The sequence below is a fragment of the Aeromonas sp. PrichA-15 genome (assembly GCF_017939245.1).
GTDB classification, from domain to species: domain Bacteria; phylum Pseudomonadota; class Gammaproteobacteria; order Enterobacterales; family Aeromonadaceae; genus Aeromonas; species Aeromonas caviae.
In genome coordinates this window covers 31,087-56,459 of record NZ_JAGKRH010000292.1, presented here as the reverse complement: position 1 = coordinate 56,459, position 25,373 = coordinate 31,087, and the positions used below count along the sequence as shown (strand labels likewise).

Below are 25,373 nucleotides of genomic sequence, written 5' to 3'. Positions count from 1 at the left end.
GGACACGCCGTTTTAGCCTGTGGAGGCGTGGTGCAATCAGGCCGCCCGATGAAGCAGGAACCCGGTACTGCGCGAGCAGCTATCACCCAGTAATGGGAATCCCCCTCCTGTGACGCGAAGCGCTAAGGTGGGGGAGGATGTCAACATCCTACTCCCGTTGGACAGAGGGGCCAAGGGTGAGGGGAACTTCATCAAGTAGGGCTGCAAGGCCTTTGGTATCAATGGCTTTCTGAACGGAAGATAACAGGAAAAACGGCTACGCATGCCGGTTCAAACCGCTATAATGTGCCACCTTGGATCAGTCGTCAGTGAATGTTGGACAGTCAATTGAGTAATAGAATGCGGATCGGTGGAACCCTCGAACAGTCCCTCAGCCAGGGATATCGTCTGGACCTGCAAGGGGTGTTGAAAGAGGGGTGGCAACAGACTCGTCGCACCGGTTTCGGATTGGCGCTGGCCATCGCCGGGGTCATGGCAATCTGGATCCTGCTGAGCAATACCTTGCTGACGCCCTATGTCGCCCGTGAAGGAGGGGATATGGATATGGCCCTGATCCTGAGCCTGCTGGTCACGGTGATCATGTCACCCATGACCTCCTCCCTCGACATGCTGGGGTTGCAGCAGTCGGTGGGGGTACGCGCCCGGCCGAGCCAGGTGTTCGACTTCTTCCGCCACTTCCTGCGCCTGGGCAGCCTGAGTCTGCTCGGCAGCCTCATCACCAGCCTGTTTGGACCCCTGTTCGAGCTGCTGGGTGTGCCTGTGATGCTGGCCTTCATCCCTTCCGCCCTGGTGGGCATGGGGCTGGTGTTTACCGTACCTCTGGTGCTGGAGCGCGGTCTTTCCCCGGCTCAGGCCATTCTGGTCTCCCTCAAGCTCTTTGCCCGGGGCTGGCCCAGCATAGTGCTGCTGCACGGGGTCATGCTGGCACTCTTCTTCCTGGCGCTCATCCCCATGGGGCTGGGACTTATCTGGGTGGCGCCGCTCTACTTCAACTGCAAGGGCATTCTCTACCGGGATCTGTGTGGGGTGGCAGTCGAAGTGACCGAGGTTGCCAGTGGCAACGACGGGCAGGGCCCGGATCATTTCAACGCATAATGGAATACCAGGGGTCAGCCGGTGTCGACCCGCCCGGAGCATGATGCAAAAGGATGGCATATGAACAAGCGATACGGGATGGCGGCGCTCCTGCTGATGCCCATGCTGGGACAGGCTGAGCCGTCCCTTGAACTCGACTACGGCACCTTCTACAGCCAGATGAAGACCTTCGCCAAGGGGGAATTTGGCCACGCCAGACTGGGCTTTTATCTGGCCAGTCAACAGAACGGTCGGCGCTGCGGGCTCACCTCGGCCCGGGTCTCGACCCCGGACAGGGATGTGCCCGCCGAGGTCACGGTGGATGGCGAACTGCGTCTGCCCTATGACGATGATCTCAACCTCGACAAGGCGATCGTGGTGGTGGGGCTCACCGAGGCCCACGCCGCCTGTGATCTGTCGGTACAGGTGATGGCTGACGCCCCCGCCACACCCGAGGTGCCGCTGGCCGAACTTGTCTCGCGTCAGCAGCAGATGCAGCGATTGCTCGACAAGATGGCCGGCATGGTCGGCCAGTATTTCCTGCCCAAGATGGAAGGGGTGCGGATCTCCATGGTGGCGCCCGCAGGCACAGCCTACCTTGTGGAGGGTGCCCGTCAGGAGGCCGTCTCCTGGCAGCAGGGGCAACTGCTGCTCAGCAATGCGCAGCTGAAGGGGTTTGCCCAGGGCAAGCTGCAACTGCAAGGGGAGATCCTGCGCCTGACCCCCTGGCTACACAAGGAGTAGCGACCCGAGTCCGCAGATTGCCAGAATGAAAAAAGGAGCGCCTGGCGCTCCTTTTTTGTGGGTGACGGGGCTTAGCGCACCTCAATCACGTCCAGCATGTCCATCTCGTCGATGTCCAGCAGCGGCGCCTTGGGCAGCTCGGGCGGATCAAATGCCTTGTCGCCACCGTCGATGATGCCGGAGTCGCGATTGATGCTCTTGAAGTCAAACAGCTGGTGATCGAGCAGGTGGCTCGGGATCACGTCCTGAATGGCGGTGAACATGGTCTCGAGACGGCCTGGGAAGCGGCGATCCCACTCCTGCATCATCTGCTTGATGGCCTGGCGCTGCAGGTTCTCCTGGGAGCCGCACAGGTTGCAGGGGATGATGGGGAAGGCCTTGACCTCGGCATAGCGCACCAGATCTTTCTCCTTGCAGTAGGCCAGGGGGCGGATCACCACGTTCTTGCCATCGTCGCTCACCAGCTTGGGGGGCATGGATTTGAGCTTGCCACCGTAAAACATGTTGAGGAACAGGGTCTCGAGGATGTCGTCACGGTGATGGCCAAGGGCGATCTTGGTACAGCCCAGCTCCTGGGCGGTGCGATACAGAATGCCGCGGCGCAGGCGGGAGCAGAGCGCGCAGGTAGTCTTGCCCTCCGGTACCTTCTCCTTGACGATGGAATAGGTATCTTCTTCCACGATCTTGAAGTCGATGCCGAGAGTGCTCAGGTATTCGGGCAGCACGTGCTCGGGGAAGCCGGGTTGCTTCTGATCCAGGTTGACGGCCACCAGATCGAAATGGATGGGGGCGCTGGCCTTCAGGCTCATCAGGATGTCGAGCATGGCAAAGCTGTCCTTGCCGCCAGACAGGCAGACCATGATCTTGTCACCCTCTTCAATCATGTTGAAGTCGGCGATGGCCTGGCCCACGTTGCGCCGCAGACGTTTCTGCAGCTTGTTGAAACTGTATTTCTCTTTGGCGTTAAGCTCTTCTAGCATGGCCTCAAACCCGGGACAAAAATAAGCGGCTTATTATAGCCATGTCCCGGGGGAGGGCAAGAAACGCTTATGCAGGATGACGCCTGTCATCCACAGGGCAGCTGTAATCGTCGGGTTTGAGGATGAGAATGTCGCAGTTGAGCCTGTCCACCACGTGCTCGGCGGTGTTGCCAAGCAGGGCGGCAGAGAGGCCGGTACGGCCGACGCATCCCATGATCATCAGGGTGGCATTCAGATCGTCCGCCATGTCCGGCAGCACCTCCTCCGGCAAGCCTTCCGCCACCTTGGTCCACATGTGGTTGATGCCGAATTGATCGGCATGTTCCCGCAGCAGATCTTCATGGTGTTTGCGAATGGCATCGTTGTAGGCGTTGGGATCGAACTCTGGCAGTTCGATGGCGACATTGACCGGGGTGCCCGGGTAGGTGTTGACCAGATAGAGACTGGCACCAAGCAGCTCGGCGATGGCGATCCCCTCGCGGGTGATCCGCTCGTTAAGCACCTTCTGCTCCTTGTCATCGCTCGAGCAGTTGATGGCGGCAATCAGGTTGCCCCCCCGTTGCCAGTGCCCTTCTTTTACCAGCAGAACCGGACAGGGGCATTTGCGCAGCAGGTGCCAGTCGGTGGGGGTGAAGATGAAGGTTTGCAGGAAGGAGTGTTTGTGAGTCGCCTTGACGACCAGATCGTGACGCTGTTCCAGCACTTCCTGAATGACGCACTCGAAGGGACGGTTGTGCCAAAGCACTTTCACTTCGCATTCCAGCCCTCTGGCCCGATAGGGAGTTAGGATCTCGTCGAGCCACTCCCGACGCTGGGCGATGACACCATGGCGCATCTCTTCCCGCTCGTCTGCCGAGAGCATGGCGGTCATCTCGTAAGAGAAGTCGTAAATCGTCAGGAGCAGGGTCAGCTGGGCGCCCTCATCCAGCTCGGCGACCTTGACCGCGCGCTCGAGCGCGATCTGGCGCTCCTCCTCGGGATTGATCACCACCAGAATGTTTCGGTACTTGACCATGTTCTCCTCCTTGGTAAAAAGGCCAATGATGGCAACTCTTTAGCTATTACAGCTTAGTCCAAGGGGGGAGACGGGAAGGTGTGCCGGATCAAATTTCAGGGTGATCCGATCCGGCAAAAAAGGGAATAAACGGGGATTAACCGCAGGGAGGACGAGTGGCTCCGGCCATGACGCCCAAGGCAACGTTGTCAAGTACAGTAATGTATTTGCCTTTGACGCTGATGAGACCGGATTTCTGGAAACGGCCCAGCAGGCGGCTGATGGTCTCGACGGTGAGACCGAGGTAGTTGCCGATGTCTCCACGGGTCATGGAGAGGCGGAACTCCTTGGCGGAGAAGCCGCGCTCGGAGAAACGAACCGAGAGATTGTGCAGGAAGGCAGCGAGGCGCTCTTCGGCGTTCTTTTTGGAGAGCAGCAGTATCATCTCCTGGTCGCCCATGATCTCGTTGCTCATCAGCCGCATGATCTGCTTGCGCAGTTTGGGCATCTTGCCAGAGAGGTCGTCGAGCACATCGAACGGTATTTCGCACACCATGGCGGTTTCCAGCGCCTGGGCGAAGGAGGGGTGGGCCTGCTTGTGGATGGCGTCGAAACCGACCAGATCACCGGCGAGGTGGAAGGCGGTGATCTGTTCGTCACCCTGTTCGGTGATGGTGTATGACTTGATGGTCCCGGAACGTATGGCATAGAGCGACTTGAGCTCATCGCCGGCCTTGAACAACTCTTCACCCTTCTGGAACGGCTTTTTGCGCTCGATGATGCTGTCGAGCTGATCGAGCTCGTTATCGTTCAGGGTGAAGGGGATGCAGAGCTGGCTGATGCTGCAATCCTGGCAATGAATTGCACAGCCACCGCTCTGAATACGTCTGCCAGGTTTCTTGTCCGGGATCATAGGCTCAAATGAATAATTGATTTATATCAAACAAGTTTACCACCATCTCATCCGTTTTGGATAGGGTTTCAAAAGGACGCCATCCCGATCCAGAGGGTGTGGATCCCGTAGGCAATAAGCAGCAAGGCGCCCCCAAGGCGCAGGCTGCGCAGGGTGAGCCAGTAGCGCAATCGGTCTGCCAGCCCCCCTAGCGCAAACAGGGTCGGCAGGGTGCCGAGGCCGAAAAAGAGCATGATGAGTGCCCCGCCACTCGCGGAGCCTGCGGCAGCGCTCCAGGTCAGCATGGAGTAGACGAGGCCGCAAGGGAGCCAGCCCCATATCATGCCAAAGGGGAGGGCCTGCCTGGCTGATGTAAACGGGAGAAACCTGCCTGCCAGCGGCTTGATGAGAGGCCAGAACTTCGCACCGATGCGCTCGAGCAGCAAGACGCCATGCCACCAGCCAGCCAAGTAGAGGCCGAGCGCTATCATCAGCAGGGCGGCGATGAGGCGAAGCCCTGCCAGGGCGTGTTTGCCAGCGCCTATCTCCGTGGTGGTGGCGAGCAAGCCGCCCACCAGCGCGCCCGCCAGCACATAGCTCAGGATGCGCCCCAGGTTGTAGTTGAGCAGATAACCGAGCCTGCCCCAAAAATGCTGCTTCTCGGCAGGTATGGCCATGGAGAGCGCTGCGGACACGCCGCCACACATGCCGATACAGTGGCCGGCACCGGCAAGCCCGACCAGCAGGGCGCCCATGAGGTCAAGGCTGCTGGTCATGGGGCCTGTTTTCCTGTTCTGCTTGTTGTTCAGAGGGGGGCAAGGGGCGCTGCTCCTCGTCAAACAGGATGTTGGAGCCCTGCCTGTCGAGATCCTCGAACTGCTCGGAGCGGATGGCCCAGAAGAAGACGGCGCCGGCAATGACAACGAACAGGATGGCGATGGGGATGAGGACGAAGATAATGTTCATGGCGCGGACCCTGTGGTGAAAGGGGGATGATAACCCGGCGAGGCAAGAGGTGCCGCCACCCGGGAGGATGCCAGATGGCTGCTCACCGGTTGAGCCGCATGGAGTTGGTGACCACGATGAGGGAGCTCAGGGACATGCCAGCAGCCGCCAGATAAGGGGGGAGCCAGCCACTTGCAGCCAGCGGCAGCACAAGCAGGTTGTAGCCGATGGACCAGGCAAAGTTCTCCTTGATGATCTTGCGAGTGCGCAGGGCCAGGGCCCGGGCGGCCAGCAGACGGGAGAGATCGTCGGCCAGCAGGATGGCGTCGGCACTGTTCTTGGCCAGATCCGTGCCCCCCGCCATGGCAAAGGACGCGTGGGCGCCGGCCAGCACAGGGGCGTCGTTGATGCCATCTCCCACCATGATGCTGATATCCCCGGCCGCTTCCCGGGCCTTGAGATAGGCCAGCTTGCCGTCCGGGGTGACCCCTTTTACCAGCTCATCGACCCCCAGCTCACGGGCCAGCATGTCCGCCTGGTCCGAACCGTCGCCGGTGAGAATGGTGGTTTGCAGGCCTGCCTCCTTGAAGGCCTGGATCAGTGCACCGGCATCGGGGCGCAGCGTGTCGGCCAGGATGAAACGGGCCAGTAGTCCGTGTTCATCGGCCAGATAGATGGTCAGCCCTTGAGCGGCATTCTCTTCTTGCGCCAGTTCGAGCCAGCGTGCACTGCCGATGCGGTAATGCTTGCCCTCAATTACTCCCTGCACGCCGTGGCCGATGACGGGGGTGACGTCGCTGGCGGCGAGCGGCACCCCGTCCGCCAGTGGTTTGCTTCGAAACGCACGGGCGATGGGGTGCTCGGAGTAGGTCTCCAGGGCATGGGCGAGTGCGAGGCAGCGGGCTGCGTCGAGCTCGCCGAGGGGCTGGGTGCTCACCAGGCTGATGTTGCCCGTGGTCAGGGTTCCCGTCTTGTCCATCACGATGCGGTTGGCCCGGGTCAGAATGTCCAGCACGTGGCCGCGGCGCAGCAGGATGCCGCTGCGGGTCAGGTTGGCAGTGGCCGAGGTCAGTGCGGTCGGGGTGGCCAGCGAGAGGGCGCAGGGACAGGTCGCCACCAGCACCGCCAGGGTGACCCAGAAGGCCCGCTCGGGCTGATGAAAATGCCAGAAGGTCCAGACCGCGGCCGCAATGATCAGGAGCACCAGGATAAAGTGGCGCGACAGCACGTCCGCCAGTTGGGCGATGGCGGGCTTGTCGTCCAGAGCATGATCCTGCAGGCGCATGATCTGGGCCAGACGCGACTCTTCAATGGGATGGCTGACCCGGATCTCCAGGGGGGCATCGGTATTGATGGTGCCTGCATAGACGGGATCCCCGGCCTGCTTGAGCAGAGGCAACTGTTCGCCAGTCAGCATGGATTCGTTGAGGCTGGCCTGGCCCAAGGTGACGATGCCGTCTGCCGGCAGGGTGGCCCCCGCGAGTACCCGCACCCTGTCTCCGACTCGCAGCGTCTTGGCGGCCACCTCGTGTTCGCCGACATCATCGATGCGGGTCGCCATGATGGGCACCAGACGCGCCAGGTTGGAGCTCGACTCCGACGCCTTGCGCCTCGCTCGTAGTTCCAGCAGACGGCCCAACAGCAGGAAAAAGACGAACATGGTGATGGAGTCGTAATAGACCTCACCCGTGTTGAAGACCGTGGCCCAGATGGAGGCGACGAAGGCGCCGATCAGTGCCAGCGACACCGAAACATCCATGGAGAGGTGCCCCTGCTTCAGGCTGCGCCATGCCCCCACGTAAAAAGGCTGGGCCGAGTAGATCATGATGGGGGTGGAGAGCAGAAGGCTTATCCACTTGAAGTAGATCATGAACTCCTCTTCCACGCTGATGAAGAGGTCCATGTAGAGTGCCACGGCGCACATCATCACCTGCATGGAGCCAAGGCCGGCCAGCGCCATGCGGAACATGTAGCTGCGCACCTCTTTGGCGTAGAGCGCTTCCTGCTGATGAGTCTGGAAGGGATAGGCGCGATAGCCGACCCTGGCAAAGCCCTTGAGAATGTCGCTCAAAGAGAGCTGGGCCGGATCCCACTTGATGCGGGCGCGATGGGTGGTGGTATTGACGTTGATGTAACGCAGACCGCGCAGGGTCATCAGGTGCCGCTCGATGAGCCAGGCACAGGCGGCGCAGGTCAAACCTTCCACCGTCAGTTGGATCTCGCGCGTAGTTTCGCGACCCGTACCGGTGTCGGTGACGAACTCCTGCTGCACCTCCGCCAGATCGTAGTGGGTGAGGGCGGCGAGCTCTTCGGGCACCAGTTCCCCCTTGATGCCGGGAGCGGTGCGGTGTTCGTAATAACTGGCGAGGCCGCATTCGAGAATGGTCTGTGCCACGGCCTGACAGCCAGGGCAACACATCGGCTGAGCGATGCCTTTGATCTCGAGAGTAAAGTTACTGCCAGTGGGAACCGGTTCACCACAGTGAAAACAGCCGGTCATGGTGATCATCCCTCTTTGATGCAGCCCTGCAGGCCGGGTCGGGGAGAAGGGCGGCTGACCGGCGTGCCGATCACCCTGCCTTCGTGATTCAACGTCCCTTGGGATCGAGCTCAATCGCTGCCTGAGTCGGCAGTTGTGCCGTCTCCTGGAGGCGCCATTCATGGTTGAAGGCATCGACCCGCACGTGCCACTTGCCGGTGAGGGGCTTGTCGAGCATCAGGCGATAGACTCCCTTGCCATCGGCCGTCAGCAGATGTTCGCTGTCCAGGCCCGCCAACGTGGGATGAAACAGGGAGAGGTGCAGTGCCTGCCCGAGGGGGAAATCCCCGGACAGTGGATTTAACGTCAGCTCCTTGTCGCTGACATTGAGGGCGATACGGATGCCGAGCGCCTCGGCGCGATCGAACTTGCTGAGATCCTGGTTAATCTCCTTGCCCTGCTTGTAGTAGTCCTCCGCCACCAGGTTGACCCCATCCTTGCTGGCAATGATGGCGGTGGCGATGCTGCCTACCACGGCGGCGCAGGGGAGGGCGATGATGAACCAGGGCCAGAATTGGCGATACCAGGGTTGAGTCATGATGCTACCGAAACAAATGGTTAACGAAATGGCGGTAATTCAGCCAACACAAGATAGCAAAAAGCCTCGAAGAGTCGAGGCTTTTTGCTGATTAATCACGTGCTTATCACATGTTACTGCTGATTTTGCCGATCGTTGTGGGACAAGCTGTAAACGTAGGAAGCGAGCAGGTGTACCTTGTCTTCCCCCAGAATGTCCTTCCAGGCCGGCATCACGCCGTGGCGCCCGTGGGTGATGGTCTGTTCGACCACCTGACGGGAGCCGCCATAGAGCCAGATGTTGTTGGTGAGATCCGGTGCGCCGAAGGCGATGCCGCCCTTGGCATCCGGACCGTGGCAGGCGGCGCACATGGCAAAGCGTGCTTCCCCTTTCTTGGCTTCCACCAGATCAACCTTACGACCGGAGAGGCTCAGCACATAGGAGGCAACCTCTTTCACCCCGTCCTGACCCAGGATCTCGCCCCAGGCGGCCATGATCCCCTGACGACCGCCCATGATGGTGGTCTTGATCTGGTCGGGTGCGCCGCCCCACTGCCATTCGCTGTCGGTCAGGTTTGGGAAACCGCGACCACCGCGGGCATCGGAGCCATGACACTGGGAACAGTTTTGCAGGAACAGGCGCTGACCCACCTTCAGGGCTTCCGGATCCTTGGCGATCTCGGTGATCTCCTTGTAGCTCTTGCCGTCAGCCTGATAGGTCAGCTCGCGGAACTTGGCGCCGTAGATCTCGTCGGCCTTGGCGAGTTCCCGGTCGTATTCCACCGCGCGTCCTTCGGCCTTGGCAGACTCGGCCGCCGCCTTGGACTCGGCCAGGGAACGCACATCCTGGTTGGAGCTCTGCCAGCCCAGCAGACCCTTGAAGTTGCCAAGGCCCGGGAAGGCGAGCAGGTAGATGAGCCCGGTGACGATGAAGAAGAGGAACATATAGGACCACCACTTCGGCAGGGGATTGTTGATCTCCTCGATGCCGTCGAAGGTGTGACCCATGGGTTTGCCCTCTTCGGCTCCCATCTTGTCCTTCATGCACCAGGCCAGCAGCAGGAAGCAGCCGAGAATGGTGCCAAGGCTTATGACGGTCACAAAAATGCTAAACAGAGTGCTCATTATTGCTTCGCTCCTGCGTTCTTGTTATCAGCACTGGGTTGCTCGTCATCGGCAAAAACCAGGTTGGCGGCCTCGTCGAAAGAAGCCTTGCGGCGCTTGCTGTAGGCCCAGACGATGATGCCAATCATGATGACCATCAGCAGCAGGGTGTACAGGCCGCGAAATGTGCCGTAATCCATATCCCGACTCCTTATTTCAGGGCATGGCCCAGTGATTGCAGATAGGCGATCAGCGCATCCAGCTCGGTCTTGCCCTTGACGGCCTCACCGGCGCCAGCGATGTCGGCATCGGTATAGGGCACGCCGAAGTGATCCCGGAACAGAGCCAGCTTCTTGCCAGTCAACTCGCCGCTCAGCACATTGGTCTCGAGCCAGGGGAAGGCCGGCATGTTGGACTCGGGCACCACGTCACGCGGGTTGATGAGGTGGGCGCGATGCCAGTCATCGGAGTAGCGGCCGCCGACCCGGGCCAGATCCGGGCCGGTACGCTTGGAGCCCCACAGGAAGGGGTGCTCCCAGACGCTCTCGCCGGCAACCGAGTAGTGGCCGTAGCGTTCGGTCTCGGCGCGGAACGGGCGGATCATCTGGCTGTGGCAGACGGTGCAGCCTTCGCGGATGTAGATGTCGCGTCCTTCCATCTGCAGGGCGGTGTAGGGCTTGAGGCCCTCCACCGGCTCGTTGGTCTGCTTCTGGAAGAACAGGGGGGTGATTTCCACCAGGCCCCCCAGGCTGATGGCGAAGATGATGCCAATCACCAGCATGGGGACGCTTTTTTCAAAAATCTCGTGACGGTTGTTGTTGCTCATGCTTTAAACCCCTTCAAATCAGGCTGGCTGTGCGACGGGTTCCAGAGAACCCTTGGGCGCAGTGACGGTGCGATAGGCGTTGTAGGCCATCAGCAGCATGCCGGTGACGAAGAAGCAGCCACCCAGGAAGCGCACGAAGTAGAAGGGATAGGAAGCTTGCAGCGCCTCCACGAAGCTGTAGGTCAGGGTGCCGTCGTCGTTGACCGCACGCCACATCAGGCCCTGCATCACACCGGAAATCCACATGGCGACGATATAGAGCACGGTGCCCACGGTGGCCAGCCAGAAGTGGACGTTGATGAGCTTGATGCTGTACATGCGCCCCTGCCCGAACAGGTTCGGGATCAGGTGGTAGACGGCACCGATGGACACCATGGCAACCCAGCCCAGGGCACCGGAGTGAACGTGACCGATAGTCCAGTCGGTGTAGTGGGAGAGGGCGTTGACGGTCTTGATCGCCATCATGGGGCCTTCGAAGGTCGACATGCCGTAGAACGACAGGGAGACGATCAGGAAGCGCAGGATGGGGTCATAACGCAGCTTGTGCCAGGCACCCGAGAGGGTCATGATGCCGTTGATCATGCCGCCCCAGGAGGGCACGAACAGGATGAGGGACATCACCATGCCCAGCGACTGGGCCCAGTCAGGCAGGGCGGTATAGTGCAGGTGGTGCGGACCGGCCCAGATATAGAGGGAGATCAGCGCCCAGAAGTGCACGATGGAGAGGCGGTAGGAGTAGACGGGGCGACCCGCCTGCTTGGGCACGAAATAGTACATCATGCCAAGGAAGCCCGCTGTCAGCAGGAAGCCCACTGCGTTGTGGCCATACCACCACTGCACCATGGCATCCATGGCACCGGAGTACATGGAGTAGGACTTCATGCCGGAGAGCGGCACTTCCATGTTGTTGACGATGTGCAGTACGGCCACCGTGATGATGAAGGCACCGAAGAACCAGTTCGCCACATAGATGTGGGAGGTGGTGCGCTTGACCAAGGTGCCGAAGAAGACGATGGCATAGCTCACCCAGACCACGGCGATGGCGATGTCGATGGGCCACTCCAGCTCGGCGTACTCTTTGGAGGTGGTGTACCCCAGCGGCAGCGAGATGGCTGCAGACAGAATGATCGCCTGCCAGCCCCAGAACACGAAGGAGGCGAGGGGACCACCAAACAGCCGGACCTGACAGGTGCGTTGCACCACGTAGAAGGAGGTGGCCATCAGGGCGCTGCAACCAAATGCGAAGATGACCGCATTGGTATGCAGGGGACGCAGACGGCTGTACGTCAGCCAGGGGGTGTCGAAGTTGAGGGCAGGCCAGATCAACTGGGCTGCAATCAATACACCCACCGACATGCCGACGATACCCCAGACAATCGTCATGACGGTGAACTGGCGCACAACGGTGTAGTTGTACTCAGGGTGGTTTGCTGTATGGCTCATCGTTGTATTCCGCTTCCGATGCTGTTGTTAGTGTTGCCCGGTGTCCTGGGCCATTTTCACCCCGGTTTTGCAAAATCCCCTCGTTAACATCTGTTAATAAAAGGAAAAGCAAAAGGTGGTTAAATGAAAATCCATTGAGAATGATACTGAAATGACCGGTAAGATAACAGTACAAACAGTGATATATTTGGCTCCAGCGGGTCTCATGTCCGCCAGTTTTTACCTTGAGCCAGATCACGAAAATTACATTTTCTACGTACCTTACAGAGCTGTTTTTTCATGAAAGAGAGACTCACTTCACGCAAAATCGTCCACCTGTCCATGGTGCTGGTCATTTTGCTCTCCCTGATGGCCTATCGAACCTGGTTTTCAGGCACAGGAAGCGACCATGCAGAGGGCTCCAATGTTCAGATTTGTGATCTGTCCCACAGCCCCTGCCGCCTCATCGTCGGGGATCGCCCGCTGACGGTCAGCATCGATGGCTTGCCGATCCGCCCTGAACATGACTTTGTCCTGCGCCTTCAAGGGGGTGTGCCGGCCATTACGCCGGTCAAGGCCTGGCTCGAGGGCAAGGAGATGTTCATGGGGCTCATCCCCGTGCTGTTTGAAGCCAGCGATGCGGGGTGGCGAGGGGTGACCCAGGTGGGAAGTTGTACGGCAGAGGCGATGGACTGGCTCTTGACCATCGAGTGGAGCAATGGCCAGCGCCATCAACTGACGTTGGGCGCGGCACGTTGAACGGACTCTCATCGGGCCCCAGGAGGGGGGATAAATGAAAATTGATTTGAAATTTTCAGGCAGGACGGTACCTTGCATTGATTATCAAAGAGTGAAGTTCATTTAATCATGATTGAAAAACAAGCATTTTATCGCACGCTCAACCAGCAGGCCCAGGCATTGCTAGAGGGCGAACCCGACATGATCGCCACCCTGGCAAACCTGTCTGCCCTGCTCAATCAGGAACTGGCTGACACCAACTGGGTTGGTTTCTACCTGCTGCAGGGCGAGACCCTGGTGCTCGGCCCGTTCCAGGGCAAGCCGGCCTGTGTGCGCATCCCGGTCGGGCGCGGCGTCTGTGGCACTGCGGTTGCCGAGGGCAAGACCCAGCTGGTGGACGACGTGCACCAGTTCGCGGGGCACATTGCGTGCGACGGTGCCAGCAACTCGGAAATCGTGATCCCGCTGCGCCGTGGCGGGGAGATCATCGGGGTGCTGGACATCGACAGTCCAATCTTTAACCGCTTTGACGAGCAGGACCGGATTGGCCTCGAAGAAACGGTGCAAATTTTGGAAAGCATGCTCTAAGTCATTGCTAGATGGTTCGCAAAAGCTCCCAAGCTCTCTATAATGGGGCCTTTGTTGTGTTCGGGCATGCCCGTGCGTCTATATGAAAGCCAAGGTTATACATGGAAAACACTGAAAAGCTGAAGAACAGTAAAGAGATCGTCGCCTACCTGGTCGAGAAATTCCCGGCCTGCTTCATCGCTGAAGGAGAGGCCAAGCCACTCAAGATTGGCATCTTCCAGGATCTGGCCGCGCGTCTTGCTGATGACGAGAGAGTCTCCAAGACCATGCTGCGCTCTGCTCTGCGTCAATACACCTCCAGCTGGCGTTACCTGCATGGCCTCAAGGCTGGCCAGGCCCGTGTCGATCTGGACGGCAACCCGGGCGAGCTGCTCACCGAAGAGCACATCGAGCATGCCAAACAGGCGCTCAAGGAGAGCAAGGAACGTGTCTTTGCCAGCCGCCGCACCAACACCAAGGAGAAGGAAGACAAGCCCAAGCAGCCGCGTCGCAACGCGCCGCGCAAGGCTGACGCTCCCCGCTCCGACAAGCCCAAGTCCGCCCCTGCTCCCAAGGCTGCACCGGTCGCCGATGCGCCGCTGGTGAAAGTGGATGCCGCTACCCTGAAAGTCGAGCAGGGCGTGCGCGTCGTGCTGGGCAAGTCCCCTGTGCCTGCGACCATCAAGGAAGTGACCAAGGATGACGTACAGGTTCAATTGCAGACCGGCATGATGTTGCGGGTCAAGTTCGAGCATCTGGTTCTCTAAGGAGACGAATGTTGAAGCATGGCGTGATTCGTTTTTCACTCGTTGCCTGTAGCCTGGCGCTTGCCGGGCTCGCACAGGCCATCGAGCCGGTGCTCAAGGAAAGTGATTTGCCTGTGTTGGCTCAAGAGAGCCAACATGCTACGGCCAGCAAGCGAATTGCCAATCTGTTTACCCGCTCCCACTACAAACAGTTCAAGCTGGACGACGCCTTTTCCTCCGTGATCTTTGACAAGTATCTGGAGAATCTGGACTACAGCCGCAACCTGTTTCTGGCCTCTGACATCAGCCGTTTTGAGAAATATCGTACCGGTTTTGACACCGACCTCGAGCGAGGGCGACTGGCTCCGGCCTACGAGATGTTCAACCTGAGTCAGCAGCGGCGGTACGAGCGGTTCGAATACGCCCTCAAACTGCTCGACACTCCCTTCGATTTTACCCAGAAAGACAATTACGTCTTCGATCGGGAAGGGGCTCCCTGGCCCAAGGATGAAGCCGAGCTCAACGAGCTGTGGCGTCAGCGGGTCAAGTTCGATGCCCTGAGCCTCAAGCTCAGCGGCAAGGAGTGGCCCGAGATCAAGGAGCTGCTTGGCAAGCGTTACAACAACGCCATCAAGCGGATGTCCCAGACCGAGAGCGAGGACGTGTTCCAGCTCTTCATGAACTCCTTCGCCCGCGCCATCGAACCGCACACCAGCTATCTGTCTCCGCGCAGCGCCGATCGGTTCAACACCGAGATGAACCTCTCGCTGGAAGGGATTGGGGCCGTGCTGCAGGCGGAAGATGACTTTACCGTCATCCGCTCCCTGGTGCCAGGCGGCCCGGCGGCCAAGTCCAATCACCTGAAACCCGATGACAAGATCACCGGTGTGGGGCAGGACGACGGTAAGATCGTGGATGTCATTGGCTGGCGTCTTGACGACGTGGTCGAGCTCATCAAGGGGCCCAAGGGCAGCAAGGTGAAGCTGGAGATCCAGCGCGGCAAGGGCGCGACCGCCAAGACCGAGCTGGTGGAGCTGGTGCGTGACAAGGTGCGTCTGGAAGACAGAGCCGCCAAGTCCAAGGTGATCACCGCCGAGGGCAAGAAGATCGGCGTGCTCGAGATCCCGAGCTTCTACGTCAACCTGCACGACGACGTGATCAAGGAGATCTCCAGCCTCAACAAGCAGAAGATCGACGGCCTCATCGTCGATCTGCGCGGCAACGGTGGCGGTGCCCTGACGGAAGCTTCCGCCCTGAGCGGTCTCTTCTTTGCCAGCGGCCCCGTGGTGCAGATCCGTGATCACATGGGTCGCATCACCGTCAATGGCGACGACGACGGCAATGTCTACTACGGTGGCCCCATGTCGGTGATGATCGACCGCTACAGCGCCTCGGCCTCCGAGATCTTCGCTGCCGCCATGCAGGACTATGGTCGTGCGCTGATCCTCGGCGAAAACTCGTTCGGCAAGGGGACGGTGCAGCAGCATCGTAGCCTCGCCAAGGTCTATGACTTCTACGAGCAGCCGCTGGGTCACGTGCAGTACACCATCGCCAAGTTCTACCGTATCGATGGCGGCAGCACCCAGAACAAGGGGGTTGCACCCGATATCGCCTTCCCGACTGCGGTAGCGCCGGGGGAGACGGGGGAGAGCCGCGAGTTCAACGCCTTGCCCTGGGACAAGATTGCCTCGGCCAGCTACGAGCGACTGGGGGACTTCTCCAGCCTGCTGCCCAAGCTGAAAGCGGCCCACGAGGCACGGATCACCAAGGATCCGGAATTTGCCTATGTGCTGCAGGACATCAAGGAGTATCAGGCGGACAAGGACAAGAAGTCGGTCTCCCTGAACGAAGCCGAGCGGCTGGCTGAACAGGCCAAACAGGACGAGAAGGCGCTGGCGCGAGCCAATGAGCGGCTGACCCGTCTTGGCAAGCCGACGGTGAAGAGCCTGGATGAACTGCCGACCGATTTCGAGGCACCTGACGAATACCAGGTGGAAGCGGCCAACATCACGGCGGATCTGGCCACCCTCAGCAAGAATAGCTGATGCTGGCAACGAAATGACAAGGGCGACTCTGGTCGCCCTTTCTTTTGCCTGAATGCAAACTATTTGACCCTGTCCGAGCCTTGTGACAGCCTCTGACACGTCAATAACAAAGCGTGGAAGCACACAATAATGACTGAACAACCTCAGGCCATGACGGCCAAATATCGCCAGGATTACCAGGCTCCCCTCTATTGGTGTGACAGTCTGGATCTCGATTTTCAGCTGCAAGAGCCCCTGACCCGGGTCACCGCCATCTCCCGTTTGCGTCGCAGCGGCGATCACAACGAACCCCTGGTGCTGGACGGCGAGGGGCTTGACCTTGTCAGCGTCAGTGTGGATGGCGTGCCCTATCAGCAATACGAGCAGGGAGAGAGCAACCTGACCCTGTTCAACCTGCCGGCCGAGTGCGTGCTGACCGTGGTCACCAACATTGATCCCGCCGCCAACACGGCGCTGGAGGGGCTCTACAAATCCGGCGATGCCTATTGCACCCAGTGCGAGGCCGAGGGCTTTCGTCGTATCACCTATTACATGGACAGGCCAGACATCCTGGCCCGTTACAGTACCCGTATCACCGCCGACAAGGCCAAGTACCCCTATCTGCTCTCCAACGGCAACAAGGTCGCGAGCGGCGATCTGGACGACGGTCGCCACTTCGTGCAGTGGCAGGATCCCTTCCCCAAGCCGAGCTACCTCTTCGCCTTGGTGGCGGGGGACTTCGATGTGGAGCGCAATCACTACACCACCCGGAGTGGTCGCGATGTGGCGCTGGAAATCTTCGTGGACAAGGGCAACCTGGACCGCACCGGTTTCGCCATGGAGAGCCTCATCCACTCCATGCGCTGGGATGAACAGCGCTTTGGCCTCGAATACGATCTCGACATCTACATGATCGTGGCGGTGGACTTCTTCAACATGGGGGCCATGGAGAACAAGGGGCTCAACATCTTCAACTCCAAGTTCGTGCTGGCCAACCCGGCCACTGCCACCGATGCGGACTACCACGGCATCGAGCGGGTGATCGGTCACGAATATTTCCACAACTGGACCGGCAACCGCGTCACCTGCCGCGACTGGTTCCAGTTAAGCCTCAAAGAGGGGCTGACGGTGTTCCGGGATCAGGAGTTCTCCTCCGATCTGGGGTCGCGCGGCGTCAACCGGATCAACAACGTGCGCACCGTGCGCGGTCCGCAGTTTGCCGAAGATGCCGGCCCCATGGCCCACCCCATCCGCCCGGATGTGGTGATCGAGATGAACAACTTCTACACCCTGACCGTCTACGAGAAGGGCTCTGAAGTGATCCGCATGATGCACACCCTGCTGGGGGAGGACGCCTTCCTGGCGGGCATGCGCCTCTACTTCGAGCGTCACGACGGCTCTGCCGCCACCTGCGACGACTTCGTGCAGGCGATGGAGGATGCCTCCGGGGTGGATCTCGTTCGCTTCCGCCGCTGGTACAGCCAGTCCGGCACCCCCGAGCTCACCGTGACCGACGAGTACGATGCCACGAGTGGTGTTTATCGTCTGCACGTGAGCCAGCACACCCCGCCGACCCAGGATCAGCCACAAAAGCTGCCGCTGCATATCCCCCTCGACATCGAGCTCTACGATGCACAGGGTGCCGTCATCCCGCTGCAATACCAGGGCAAGGCCATCGGCAATGTGCTGGACGTGCTGGAAGCACAGCAGACTTTCGAATTCGATCGGGTGCCGGTCAGACCGGTACCCTCCCTGCTGCGGGACTTCTCCGCCCCGGTCAAGCTGCACTATGACTATAGCGACGAGGCCCTGGCCTTCCTGATGCGCCATGCCCGCAACGAGTTTGCCCGCTGGGATGCGGCGCAGATGCTGATCAACAAGGCGGTGATCGACGGGGTGGCGCGGGTCCAGCACGGGCAGAGGGTTGAACTCTCCCACACCCTGCTGGCGGCCTTTGTTGCCATTCTGGACGAGGCTGCACTGGATCCCGCCCTCAAGGCAGAGATCCTGGCCCTGCCGGGAGAGGCGACCCTGGCCGAGCTGTTCGAGGTGGCCGATATCGACGCCATCCACCAGGTGCGCAACGGGATCCAGACCGCATTGGCCCACGCCTTCGGCGACCGCCTGCTGGCGTGCTACGAGAGCCTGCGTCTGCCGGCTTATCAGGTGGTCCATGCCGACATGGCCAAACGGGCCCTCAAGGGCGTGGTGCTGGGTTATCTGGCGGCGCTGGATGCCGCGAAGGCCGATACCCTGGTGCGCGAGCAGTACGGGGCCGCCGACAACATGACCGACACCCTGGCTGCACTCCAGGTGGCCAACAGCCATCTGCTGCCGTGCCGCGCCGCGCTTTTGGCCGACTTCGAAGGCAAGTGGGCCCATGATGGCCTGGTACTGGACAACTGGCTGCGGCTGGTGGGCGCCAAGCCGGCCAAGGATGTGCTCGATGACGTGAAGCAGGCGATGGCGCACCCGACCTTCAGCATCCGCAACCCGAACCGGCTGCGGGCGCTCATCGGCAGCTTCGCCATGAACAACCAGGTGCAGTTCCACGCCGCCGATGGCAGCGGCTATCGCTTCCTGACCGATCTCTTGATCGAGCTCAACGAGGTCAATCCCCAGGTGGCGTCCCGCCTCATCACCCCGCTTATCCAGTTCAAGCGGCTCGATGAGGGGCGCAAGGCGCTGGTTCGCGCCGAGCTGACCCGCCTGGCCAACCTGGACGGGCTGGCGCGGGATCTGTTCGAGAAGGTGAGCAAGGCGCTGGCACAATAAGCGTCACGACGGCGGGCAGGGGAGTCTGGCTCTCCTGCCCGTTTTTCATGGATGACCAGGAGGTGACATGAGGCAATACACTTTTCGGCTCTCCCTTGGCCGCGACGAGATCATGTTGATGTACCAGGGGCAGGTGAACCGCCTGGTGGTACGTACCGAGCAGGGTCTGACCCTGGAGCTGGGGTTGGAGAAAATCCGGCGTTTTGTGTCGGAGAGCGGCGTTCACGGCTACTTTCGACTGAAAACCCAGGACGATCATCGCTTCATTTCCCTGGAACGCATAAATTAACAAAACTTGAACATCAATCCGGGTAAATATCTGCTTTAAGTCACTATCTATCCGGTAAATGGCGCGGCATCCAGTGCGATTTTCTGAATTTTGCCAACTTGGCAAAATTTATCACAACCCAAGCCGTGATCTGTCCCTTGTTTTTAACATCCCGTTATCACCTTTGCTCGCCTTCCTTGATCCAAGCCATTACACTTCGCTGCAACTCTGTACCGGCGCGCATCCTGGGTGGATGTCGCCGTGTCTGTGATGTCGTCCGATAAGGAAACTAGCAATGGCATTGAAAGACGCCCCTACATCCGTTCTGCTCGAAAACGTTCTCAGTCTGATCCACCAGAAATTGCCGAAAAACAGTGCCTCCCTGGTCGAATGTTTCGTTGCCAAGTTCTACGGCAACATGGCCAGCACTGATCTGCATGACCGCAATGACAGCGATCTCTATGGCGCCGCCCTCAGTCTGTGGAATGCCCTCAACCACCGTACCGGCATCGAGCCCTATATCCGGGTCTACAACCCCGAGCTGACCCGCCACGGATGGCAGTCTCCTCATACCATCGTCGAGATCATCCTGCAGGATTCCCCCTTCCTGGTGGACTCCATCCGCATGGCGCTCAAGCGTCTCAATATCACCGCCCACATGATGCTTCACCAGCCGCTGCACCTGATCCGCGGCGAAGGCGGCAAGATTGGCGCCATCCTGGATCTGGACAACACCGCAGAGCAGACCTCGGTGGAAACCGCCTTTCTCATCGAAATCGATCACCTGACCGGTGAAGAGGAGATGGACGCCCTGACTGCCGAGCTCAACTCGGTCGCGCGGGAAGTGGCCCTGGCGGTGGGAGACTGGCAGCCCATGCTGGCGCGCCTGAACGAGATCATCGAGGAGCTGCCCAAACGCAAGAACCCGGTCAGCCAGGCCGAGGTGGACTCCTGCGTCGCCTTCCTCAAATGGGTGGCCGCCCACAACTTCACCCTGATGGGTTATCGTCGCTACGACGTCAAGGCGGTGGAGGGGGATCACGAGATCCTGCCGCAGCCCGAGTCCAGCCTGGGGCTGATGAAGAACTCCATCAAGGACGAAGGCCAGCGCCTCGGCATCATGCCCGCCAGCGCCCGTCACGCGGCCCTCAGTTCCAACTTGCTGATCCTCACCAAGTCCAACAGCAAGTCCCGGGTACATCGTCCGGCCTATGTGGACTACATCGGCATCAAGCGTTTCGACGAGCACGGCAAGGTGGTGGGAGAGGATCGCTTCATCGGCCTTTATGCCTCCTCCATCTACAACACCAGTGCGACCCAGATCCCCCTCATCAGCCACCGCCTCGAGCGCATCATGGCCGCCTCCGGCTTTGAGTCGGGCTCCCATGCCTACAAGGCGTTGCTGAACGTGCTGGAAACCTACCCGCGCGACGAGCTGATCCAGGCCCGTGAAGAGGAGCTGCTGGCCACCGGTCTCGGGGTGCTGGAGATGCAGGAGCGGGACATGCTGCGCCTGTTCGTGCGCCGCGACGTCTACGGCCGCTTCTTCTCCTGCATGGTCTATGTCACCAAGGAGCGCTACAACACGGCGCTGCGGGTCAAGACCCAGCAGATTTTGCAGAAATATTTTGGCAGCAGCATCGATGTGGAGTTCAACGTCTACTTCACCGAGGGCGTGCTGGCACGGACCCACTACATAGTGCGGGTCAACAACAACAATGTGGATGTGGATGTGAACGAAGTACAGAACAACCTGATTGAAGCGGCCCGCAGCTGGGATGACCGCCTGGATTCCGTGCTGCTTTCCCACTATGGCGAGGCCCGCGGTAACGAGCTGCGCCGCCGTTTCAGCACCGCCTTCCCCCGTGCCTACAAGGAAGATGTGCTGCCGGGCTCTGCCGTCGCGGACATCATGGCCCTGGATGGATTGAGCGAGGCCGAGCCGCTTGGCATGCTGTTCTACCGCGCCCAGGAGGAGGAGAACGATCGCCGGGTACGCCTCAAGCTGTTCCACCGAAGCGAACCCATCCACCTCTCCGACGTCCTGCCCATGCTGGAAAACATGGGGCTGCGCGTCATCGGCGAGACCCCGTATCAGGTACGGACCCCCACCGGCGAGGTGTTCTGGATCCTCGATTTCTCCATGCTGCTGCGCGGTGAGCAGCCGTTCGATCTGGAGCAGAGCCAGCAGCGCTTCCAGCAGGCCTTCGCCGCCATCTGGAACAAGACCCTGGAAGATGACGGCTTCAACCGTCTGGTGCTGGGGGCCGGCCTCACCGGTCGTCAGGTATCCGTGCTGCGGGCCTATGCCAAATACATGCGCCAGACCGGTGTCTCCTTCAGCCAGTCCTACATCGAGGAGACCCTGACCCGTTATCCGGACATCGCCCAACTGCTGTTCACTCTGTTCGAACAGCGCCTGGATCCGGCCATCAAGCAGGATGCCAAGGTACAGGCCAAGCTGCACGAGGAGCTTGCGGCCAAGCTGGATCAGGTCGCCAACCTGGATGACGATCGCATCATTCGCCGTTATGTGGAGATGATCGACGCCACCCTGCGCACCAACTACTACCAGCTGGACAAGGCGGGCAACATCAAGCCTTACATCTCCTTCAAGCTGGCCCCCTCCAGCATCACCGACATGCCGCTGCCGCTGCCGAAGTTCGAGATCTTCGTCTACTCCCCGCGAGTGGAAGGGGTACACCTGCGCTGGGGCAAGGTGGCCCGTGGCGGCCTGCGCTGGTCCGATCGCAAGGAGGACTTCCGCACCGAAGTGCTGGGCCTGGTGAAAGCCCAACAGGTGAAGAACACCGTTATCGTGCCGGTGGGCGCCAAGGGCGGCTTCTATTGCAAGCAGATGCCGGCAGGCGCCCCCCGTGCCGTCATTCAGGAGGAGGGCAAGGCCTGCTACCGTCTGTTCATCCGCGGCCTGCTCGACGTGACCGACAACATCATCGGCGGCGAGGTGATCCCGCCAAAATCCGTGGTGCGTCACGACGAGGATGACTACTACCTGGTAGTGGCCGCCGACAAGGGCACCGCCACCTTCTCCGACATCGCCAACGAAATCAGCCTCGAATACGGCCACTGGCTCGGCGATGCGTTCGCCTCCGGCGGCTCGGTCGGCTATGACCACAAGAAGATGGGCATCACCGCCCGCGGCGCCTGGGAATCGGTCAAGCGCCACTTCCGTGAGATTGGCATCAACTGCCAGACCACCGACTTCACCTGCGTGGGGATAGGTGACATGGCCGGCGACGTGTTCGGCAACGGCATGCTGCTCTCCGAGCACATCCAGCTGGTGGGCGCCTTCAACCACATGCACATCTTCGTCGACCCGACCCCGGATGCGGCCGGGAGCTTCGTCGAGCGCAAGCGCCTGTTCGAGCTGCCCGGCTCCAGCTGGGATGACTACAACCGTGAGCTCATCTCCAAGGGGGGCGGCATCTTCCTGCGCTCTGCCAAGTCCATCAAGCTGAGCCCGGAAATGCAGACCCTGCTCGGCACCGACAAGAGCGGCATGGCCCCGAACGAGCTGATCAAGGCGCTGCTCTGCCTGAACGTCGACCTGCTCTGGAACGGCGGCATCGGCACCTATGTGAAGAGCGCCCGCGAGAGCGACGCCGACGTCGGGGATCGCAGCAACGACGTGCTGCGGGTCAATGGTCGTGACCTGCGTGCCCGCATCGTGGGCGAGGGTGGCAATCTTGGCTTCACCCAGCTTGGCCGGGTGGAGTACGCGAGCCAGGGTGGTCGCATCAACACCGACTTCACCGACAACGTGGGCGGGGTGGATTGCTCCGACAACGAGGTCAACATCAAGATCCTGCTCAACCAACTGGTGGCCGCCGGGGATCTGACTCTCAAGCAGCGCAACCAGATGCTCTACGATATGACGGATGCGGTGGCCCAGGTGGTCATCACCAACGCCTATCGCCAGTCACAATCCATCTCGGTGACCGCCTTCCGTGGTGCTGAGCAGCTGAAAGAGCAGCAGCGCTTCATCCAGGGGCTGGAGCGGGAAGGCAAGCTGGACCGGGCGCTCGAGTTCCTCCCCTCCGACGAGGAGCTCTCCGAGCGGATGGCGGCAGGGCAGGGGCTGACCCGACCCGAGCTGGCGGTGCTGGTGGCTTACGGCAAGATGGTTCTCAAAGAGCAGCTCAACTGCCCGGAAGTAACCGAAGAGCCCTTCCTCGCCAACATGCTGGTCACCAGTTTCCCGACCCAGTTGCAGCAGCAATTTGGCGCTGCCCTGGCCCAGCACCCGCTGCGAGGCGAGATCATCGCGACCCGGGTGGCCAACATGCTGGTCAACGACATGGGGCTCAACTTCGCCAGCCGGATGAAGGACGAGACCGGTGCCTCGGTGGCGGAAGTGGTCTGCTGCTTCGCCATGGCCCGGGAAGTGTTCGGCCTCGGCGCCCTGTGGCGTGACATCGAAGGGTGTGACAACGGGGTGGATGCCCAGACCCAGCTCGAGCTGATGTTCTACAGCCGCCGCATCGTACGCCGCGCCACCCGCTGGTTCCTGCGCGCCCGCAACCGCAGCTGGAGCATCGGCGAGAACATCGCCTTCTTCCGCCCGGCCTTCGAGACCCTGAGTCAGCACCTTTATGAGGTAATGGACGAGAGCGAAGTGGCCGAACACAGCCAGGCGGTCGCCGCCCTGATGGAGAAACAGGTGCCGGAGGCCATCGCCCGTCGCGTGGCCCACATGAGCAGCCTCTTCTCCTGCCTGGATCTGGCGCAGATTGCCGCGGAGCACAAGACCGACATCCTGCGGGTTGCCAACGTCTACTACCGCCTGGGTGCCAAGCTGGATCTGCACTGGTTCCTCGAACAGATCAACCATCAGCCGGTGGGCAACCACTGGCAGGCGATGGCGCGGGCCTCCTTCCGCGAAGATCTGGACTGGCAGCAACGCAGCCTCACCTCCGTGGTACTGGAAGGGTGCAAAGAGCAGGGGGAATGCGCTACCATACTGGCCGACTGGATTTCGGAGCATGAGCAACTCTTGTCCCGTTGGACCCACATGTTGGCCGACTTCAAGACCACGAGCACGCACGAGTTCGCCAAGTTCTCGGTGGCCTTGCGAGAGTTGAACCTGCTCCAGTTGAATTGCCGAACCTCGGCATAACCCCAAAAGCCCCGGCCAGTTGCCGGGGCTTTTTTTAAGGAGCAAGCATGCTGTACCCACTCGCCAGGCATTTCCTGTTCAAACTCAATCCGGAGCAGGCTCACGATCTCTCCATCAAATATTTGCCCCGCCTTCTCGGTACCCCGCTTGATTGTTTCTTCCGCCATTCTCTGCCCAAACGCCCCGTCACCGTCATGGGGCTTAATTTTGCCAATCCGGTGGGGTTGGCCGCCGGTCTGGATAAAGACGGGGAGTGCATCGATGCCTTCGGCGCCATGGGGTTCGGTTTCATCGAGGTCGGTACCGTGACCCCCAGACCCCAGAGCGGCAATGACAAGCCTCGTCTCTTCCGGGTGATCCCGGCCGAGGGGATCATCAATCGCATGGGATTCAACAACAAGGGAGTCGATCACCTAGTGGCCAAGGTGAAAGAGGCCAAATATCAGGGAGTGATCGGCATCAATATCGGCAAGAACAAGGACACCCCCATCGAGCAGGGCAAGGATGATTACCTTCTCTGCATGGACAAGGTGTATGACCACGCCGGTTATATTGCGGTCAATATTTCCTCGCCAAACACCCCGGGTCTGCGTCAATTGCAATATGGCGATGCACTGGATGAACTGCTGGCCGCATTGAAACAGCGTCAACAGGAGCTGGCCGAGAAATATAAAAAGTATGTGCCGCTGGCCGTGAAAATTGCCCCGGATCTGTCACTCGATGAAATAGATCAGGTAGCCGCCTCTTTGATCAAGAACCGTATTGACGGTGTCATCGCCACCAATACCACTCTGGAGCGGGAGATGATATATGACATGCCCCATGCCGCAGAGGCTGGCGGGCTCAGCGGTCGTCCGCTCCAGCACAAGAGCACCGAGGTGATTCGCCACCTGGCCAAGGCCCTCGACGGCGCCCTGCCCATTATCGGTGTGGGTGGTATCGACAGCGCCATGGCGGCTCGGGAAAAACTGGCAGCGGGTGCCAGTCTTGTCCAGATTTACAGCGGCTTTATTTATAAAGGGCCGAGTCTGGTCAAAGAGATCGTTACCCATATTTAAAAAATAACCGGTTGCCCTTATTTA

Annotated in this window: 21 protein-coding genes; 10 read left to right on the top strand and 11 right to left on the bottom strand. The window is 60.2% G+C overall.

The genetic code is table 11. The features are described 5' to 3' along the window. Positions 1–339 precede the first annotated feature (339 nt). Complete coding sequence (locus J9889_RS21570) at positions 340–1,095, top strand: hypothetical protein (RefSeq protein WP_042017089.1); 756 nt, start codon at positions 340–342, stop codon at positions 1,093–1,095. 60 nt (positions 1,096–1,155) lie between these two features. Continuing rightward, positions 1,156–1,818: a DUF2987 domain-containing protein gene (locus J9889_RS21565; protein ID WP_041211435.1), complete on the top strand. Its 663-nt coding sequence runs from the start codon at positions 1,156–1,158 to the stop codon at positions 1,816–1,818. A gap of 71 nt (positions 1,819–1,889) precedes the next feature. Here the strand turns inward: J9889_RS21565 and ttcA are convergent, their stop codons facing one another. From ttcA to ccoN, 11 genes are all read right to left on the bottom strand, one after another. Further along, entirely contained in the window at positions 1,890–2,798 is a 909-nt protein-coding gene (ttcA, locus tag J9889_RS21560) for a tRNA 2-thiocytidine(32) synthetase TtcA (RefSeq protein WP_010674783.1), read from the bottom strand. 67 nt (positions 2,799–2,865) lie between these two features. Next, on the bottom strand, positions 2,866–3,813 hold the full coding sequence (uspE, locus tag J9889_RS21555) for a universal stress protein UspE (RefSeq protein WP_039040780.1): 948 nt from the start codon (positions 3,811–3,813) through the stop codon (positions 2,866–2,868). Positions 3,814–3,949: 136 nt separating this feature from the next. After that, on the bottom strand, positions 3,950–4,705 hold the full coding sequence (locus J9889_RS21550) for an FNR family transcription factor (RefSeq protein WP_210558122.1): 756 nt from the start codon (positions 4,703–4,705) through the stop codon (positions 3,950–3,952). 68 nt (positions 4,706–4,773) lie between these two features. Further along, positions 4,774–5,460, bottom strand: coding sequence for a sulfite exporter TauE/SafE family protein (locus J9889_RS21545; RefSeq protein WP_010674780.1), 687 nt, complete (start codon positions 5,458–5,460; stop codon positions 4,774–4,776). Further along, entirely contained in the window at positions 5,444–5,650 is a 207-nt protein-coding gene (gene ccoS, locus J9889_RS21540) for a cbb3-type cytochrome oxidase assembly protein CcoS (protein WP_041211434.1), read from the bottom strand. The genes J9889_RS21545 and ccoS overlap by 17 nt, the downstream gene beginning before the upstream one ends. An 82-nt stretch (positions 5,651–5,732) precedes the next feature. Beyond that, complete coding sequence (locus J9889_RS21535; RefSeq protein WP_210558119.1) at positions 5,733–8,129, bottom strand: heavy metal translocating P-type ATPase; 2,397 nt, start codon at positions 8,127–8,129, stop codon at positions 5,733–5,735. 88 nt (positions 8,130–8,217) lie between these two features. Beyond that, positions 8,218–8,706, bottom strand: a complete 489-nt coding sequence (locus tag J9889_RS21530) for a FixH family protein (RefSeq protein WP_010674777.1) — start codon at positions 8,704–8,706, stop codon at positions 8,218–8,220. Positions 8,707–8,819: 113 nt separating this feature from the next. Then, complete coding sequence (gene ccoP / locus J9889_RS21525; protein ID WP_039040785.1) at positions 8,820–9,809, bottom strand: cytochrome-c oxidase, cbb3-type subunit III; 990 nt, start codon at positions 9,807–9,809, stop codon at positions 8,820–8,822. Continuing rightward, positions 9,809–9,988, bottom strand: coding sequence for a CcoQ/FixQ family Cbb3-type cytochrome c oxidase assembly chaperone (locus tag J9889_RS21520; RefSeq protein ID WP_010674775.1), 180 nt, complete (start codon positions 9,986–9,988; stop codon positions 9,809–9,811). Before J9889_RS21520 ends, ccoP begins: the two co-directional genes overlap by 1 nt. An 11-nt stretch (positions 9,989–9,999) precedes the next feature. Beyond that, positions 10,000–10,614 (bottom strand): cytochrome-c oxidase, cbb3-type subunit II, encoded by a 615-nt coding sequence (gene ccoO, locus J9889_RS21515; RefSeq protein ID WP_010674774.1) that lies wholly within the window; start codon positions 10,612–10,614, stop codon positions 10,000–10,002. A gap of 18 nt (positions 10,615–10,632) precedes the next feature. Next, positions 10,633–12,057, bottom strand: coding sequence for a cytochrome-c oxidase, cbb3-type subunit I (gene ccoN / locus J9889_RS21510; RefSeq protein WP_210558116.1), 1,425 nt, complete (start codon positions 12,055–12,057; stop codon positions 10,633–10,635). Between the two features lie 279 nt (positions 12,058–12,336). On the opposite strand from ccoN, the gene J9889_RS21505 reads away from it, so the two are divergent. From J9889_RS21505 to pyrD, 8 genes are all read left to right on the top strand, one after another. Next, positions 12,337–12,795, top strand: coding sequence for a hypothetical protein (locus tag J9889_RS21505; protein ID WP_010674772.1), 459 nt, complete (start codon positions 12,337–12,339; stop codon positions 12,793–12,795). A 108-nt stretch (positions 12,796–12,903) separates the two neighbouring features. Further along, positions 12,904–13,362, top strand: coding sequence for a GAF domain-containing protein (locus J9889_RS21500; protein ID WP_210558114.1), 459 nt, complete (start codon positions 12,904–12,906; stop codon positions 13,360–13,362). Between the two features lie 101 nt (positions 13,363–13,463). Then, on the top strand, positions 13,464–14,108 hold the full coding sequence (gene proQ, locus J9889_RS21495) for an RNA chaperone ProQ (protein WP_010674770.1): 645 nt from the start codon (positions 13,464–13,466) through the stop codon (positions 14,106–14,108). An 8-nt stretch (positions 14,109–14,116) separates the two neighbouring features. Beyond that, positions 14,117–16,132, top strand: a complete 2,016-nt coding sequence (prc, locus tag J9889_RS21490; protein WP_052814626.1) for a carboxy terminal-processing peptidase — start codon at positions 14,117–14,119, stop codon at positions 16,130–16,132. Positions 16,133–16,261: 129 nt separating this feature from the next. Further along, entirely contained in the window at positions 16,262–18,886 is a 2,625-nt protein-coding gene (pepN, locus tag J9889_RS21485) for an aminopeptidase N (protein ID WP_125117266.1), read from the top strand. 67 nt (positions 18,887–18,953) lie between these two features. After that, positions 18,954–19,175, top strand: a complete 222-nt coding sequence (locus J9889_RS21480; protein WP_010674767.1) for a DUF2835 family protein — start codon at positions 18,954–18,956, stop codon at positions 19,173–19,175. Between the two features lie 274 nt (positions 19,176–19,449). Continuing rightward, positions 19,450–24,291 (top strand): NAD-glutamate dehydrogenase, encoded by a 4,842-nt coding sequence (locus J9889_RS21475; protein ID WP_104452946.1) that lies wholly within the window; start codon positions 19,450–19,452, stop codon positions 24,289–24,291. Between the two features lie 47 nt (positions 24,292–24,338). Then, on the top strand, positions 24,339–25,349 hold the full coding sequence (gene pyrD, locus J9889_RS21470; protein WP_039040791.1) for a quinone-dependent dihydroorotate dehydrogenase: 1,011 nt from the start codon (positions 24,339–24,341) through the stop codon (positions 25,347–25,349). Positions 25,350–25,373 lie beyond the last annotated feature (24 nt).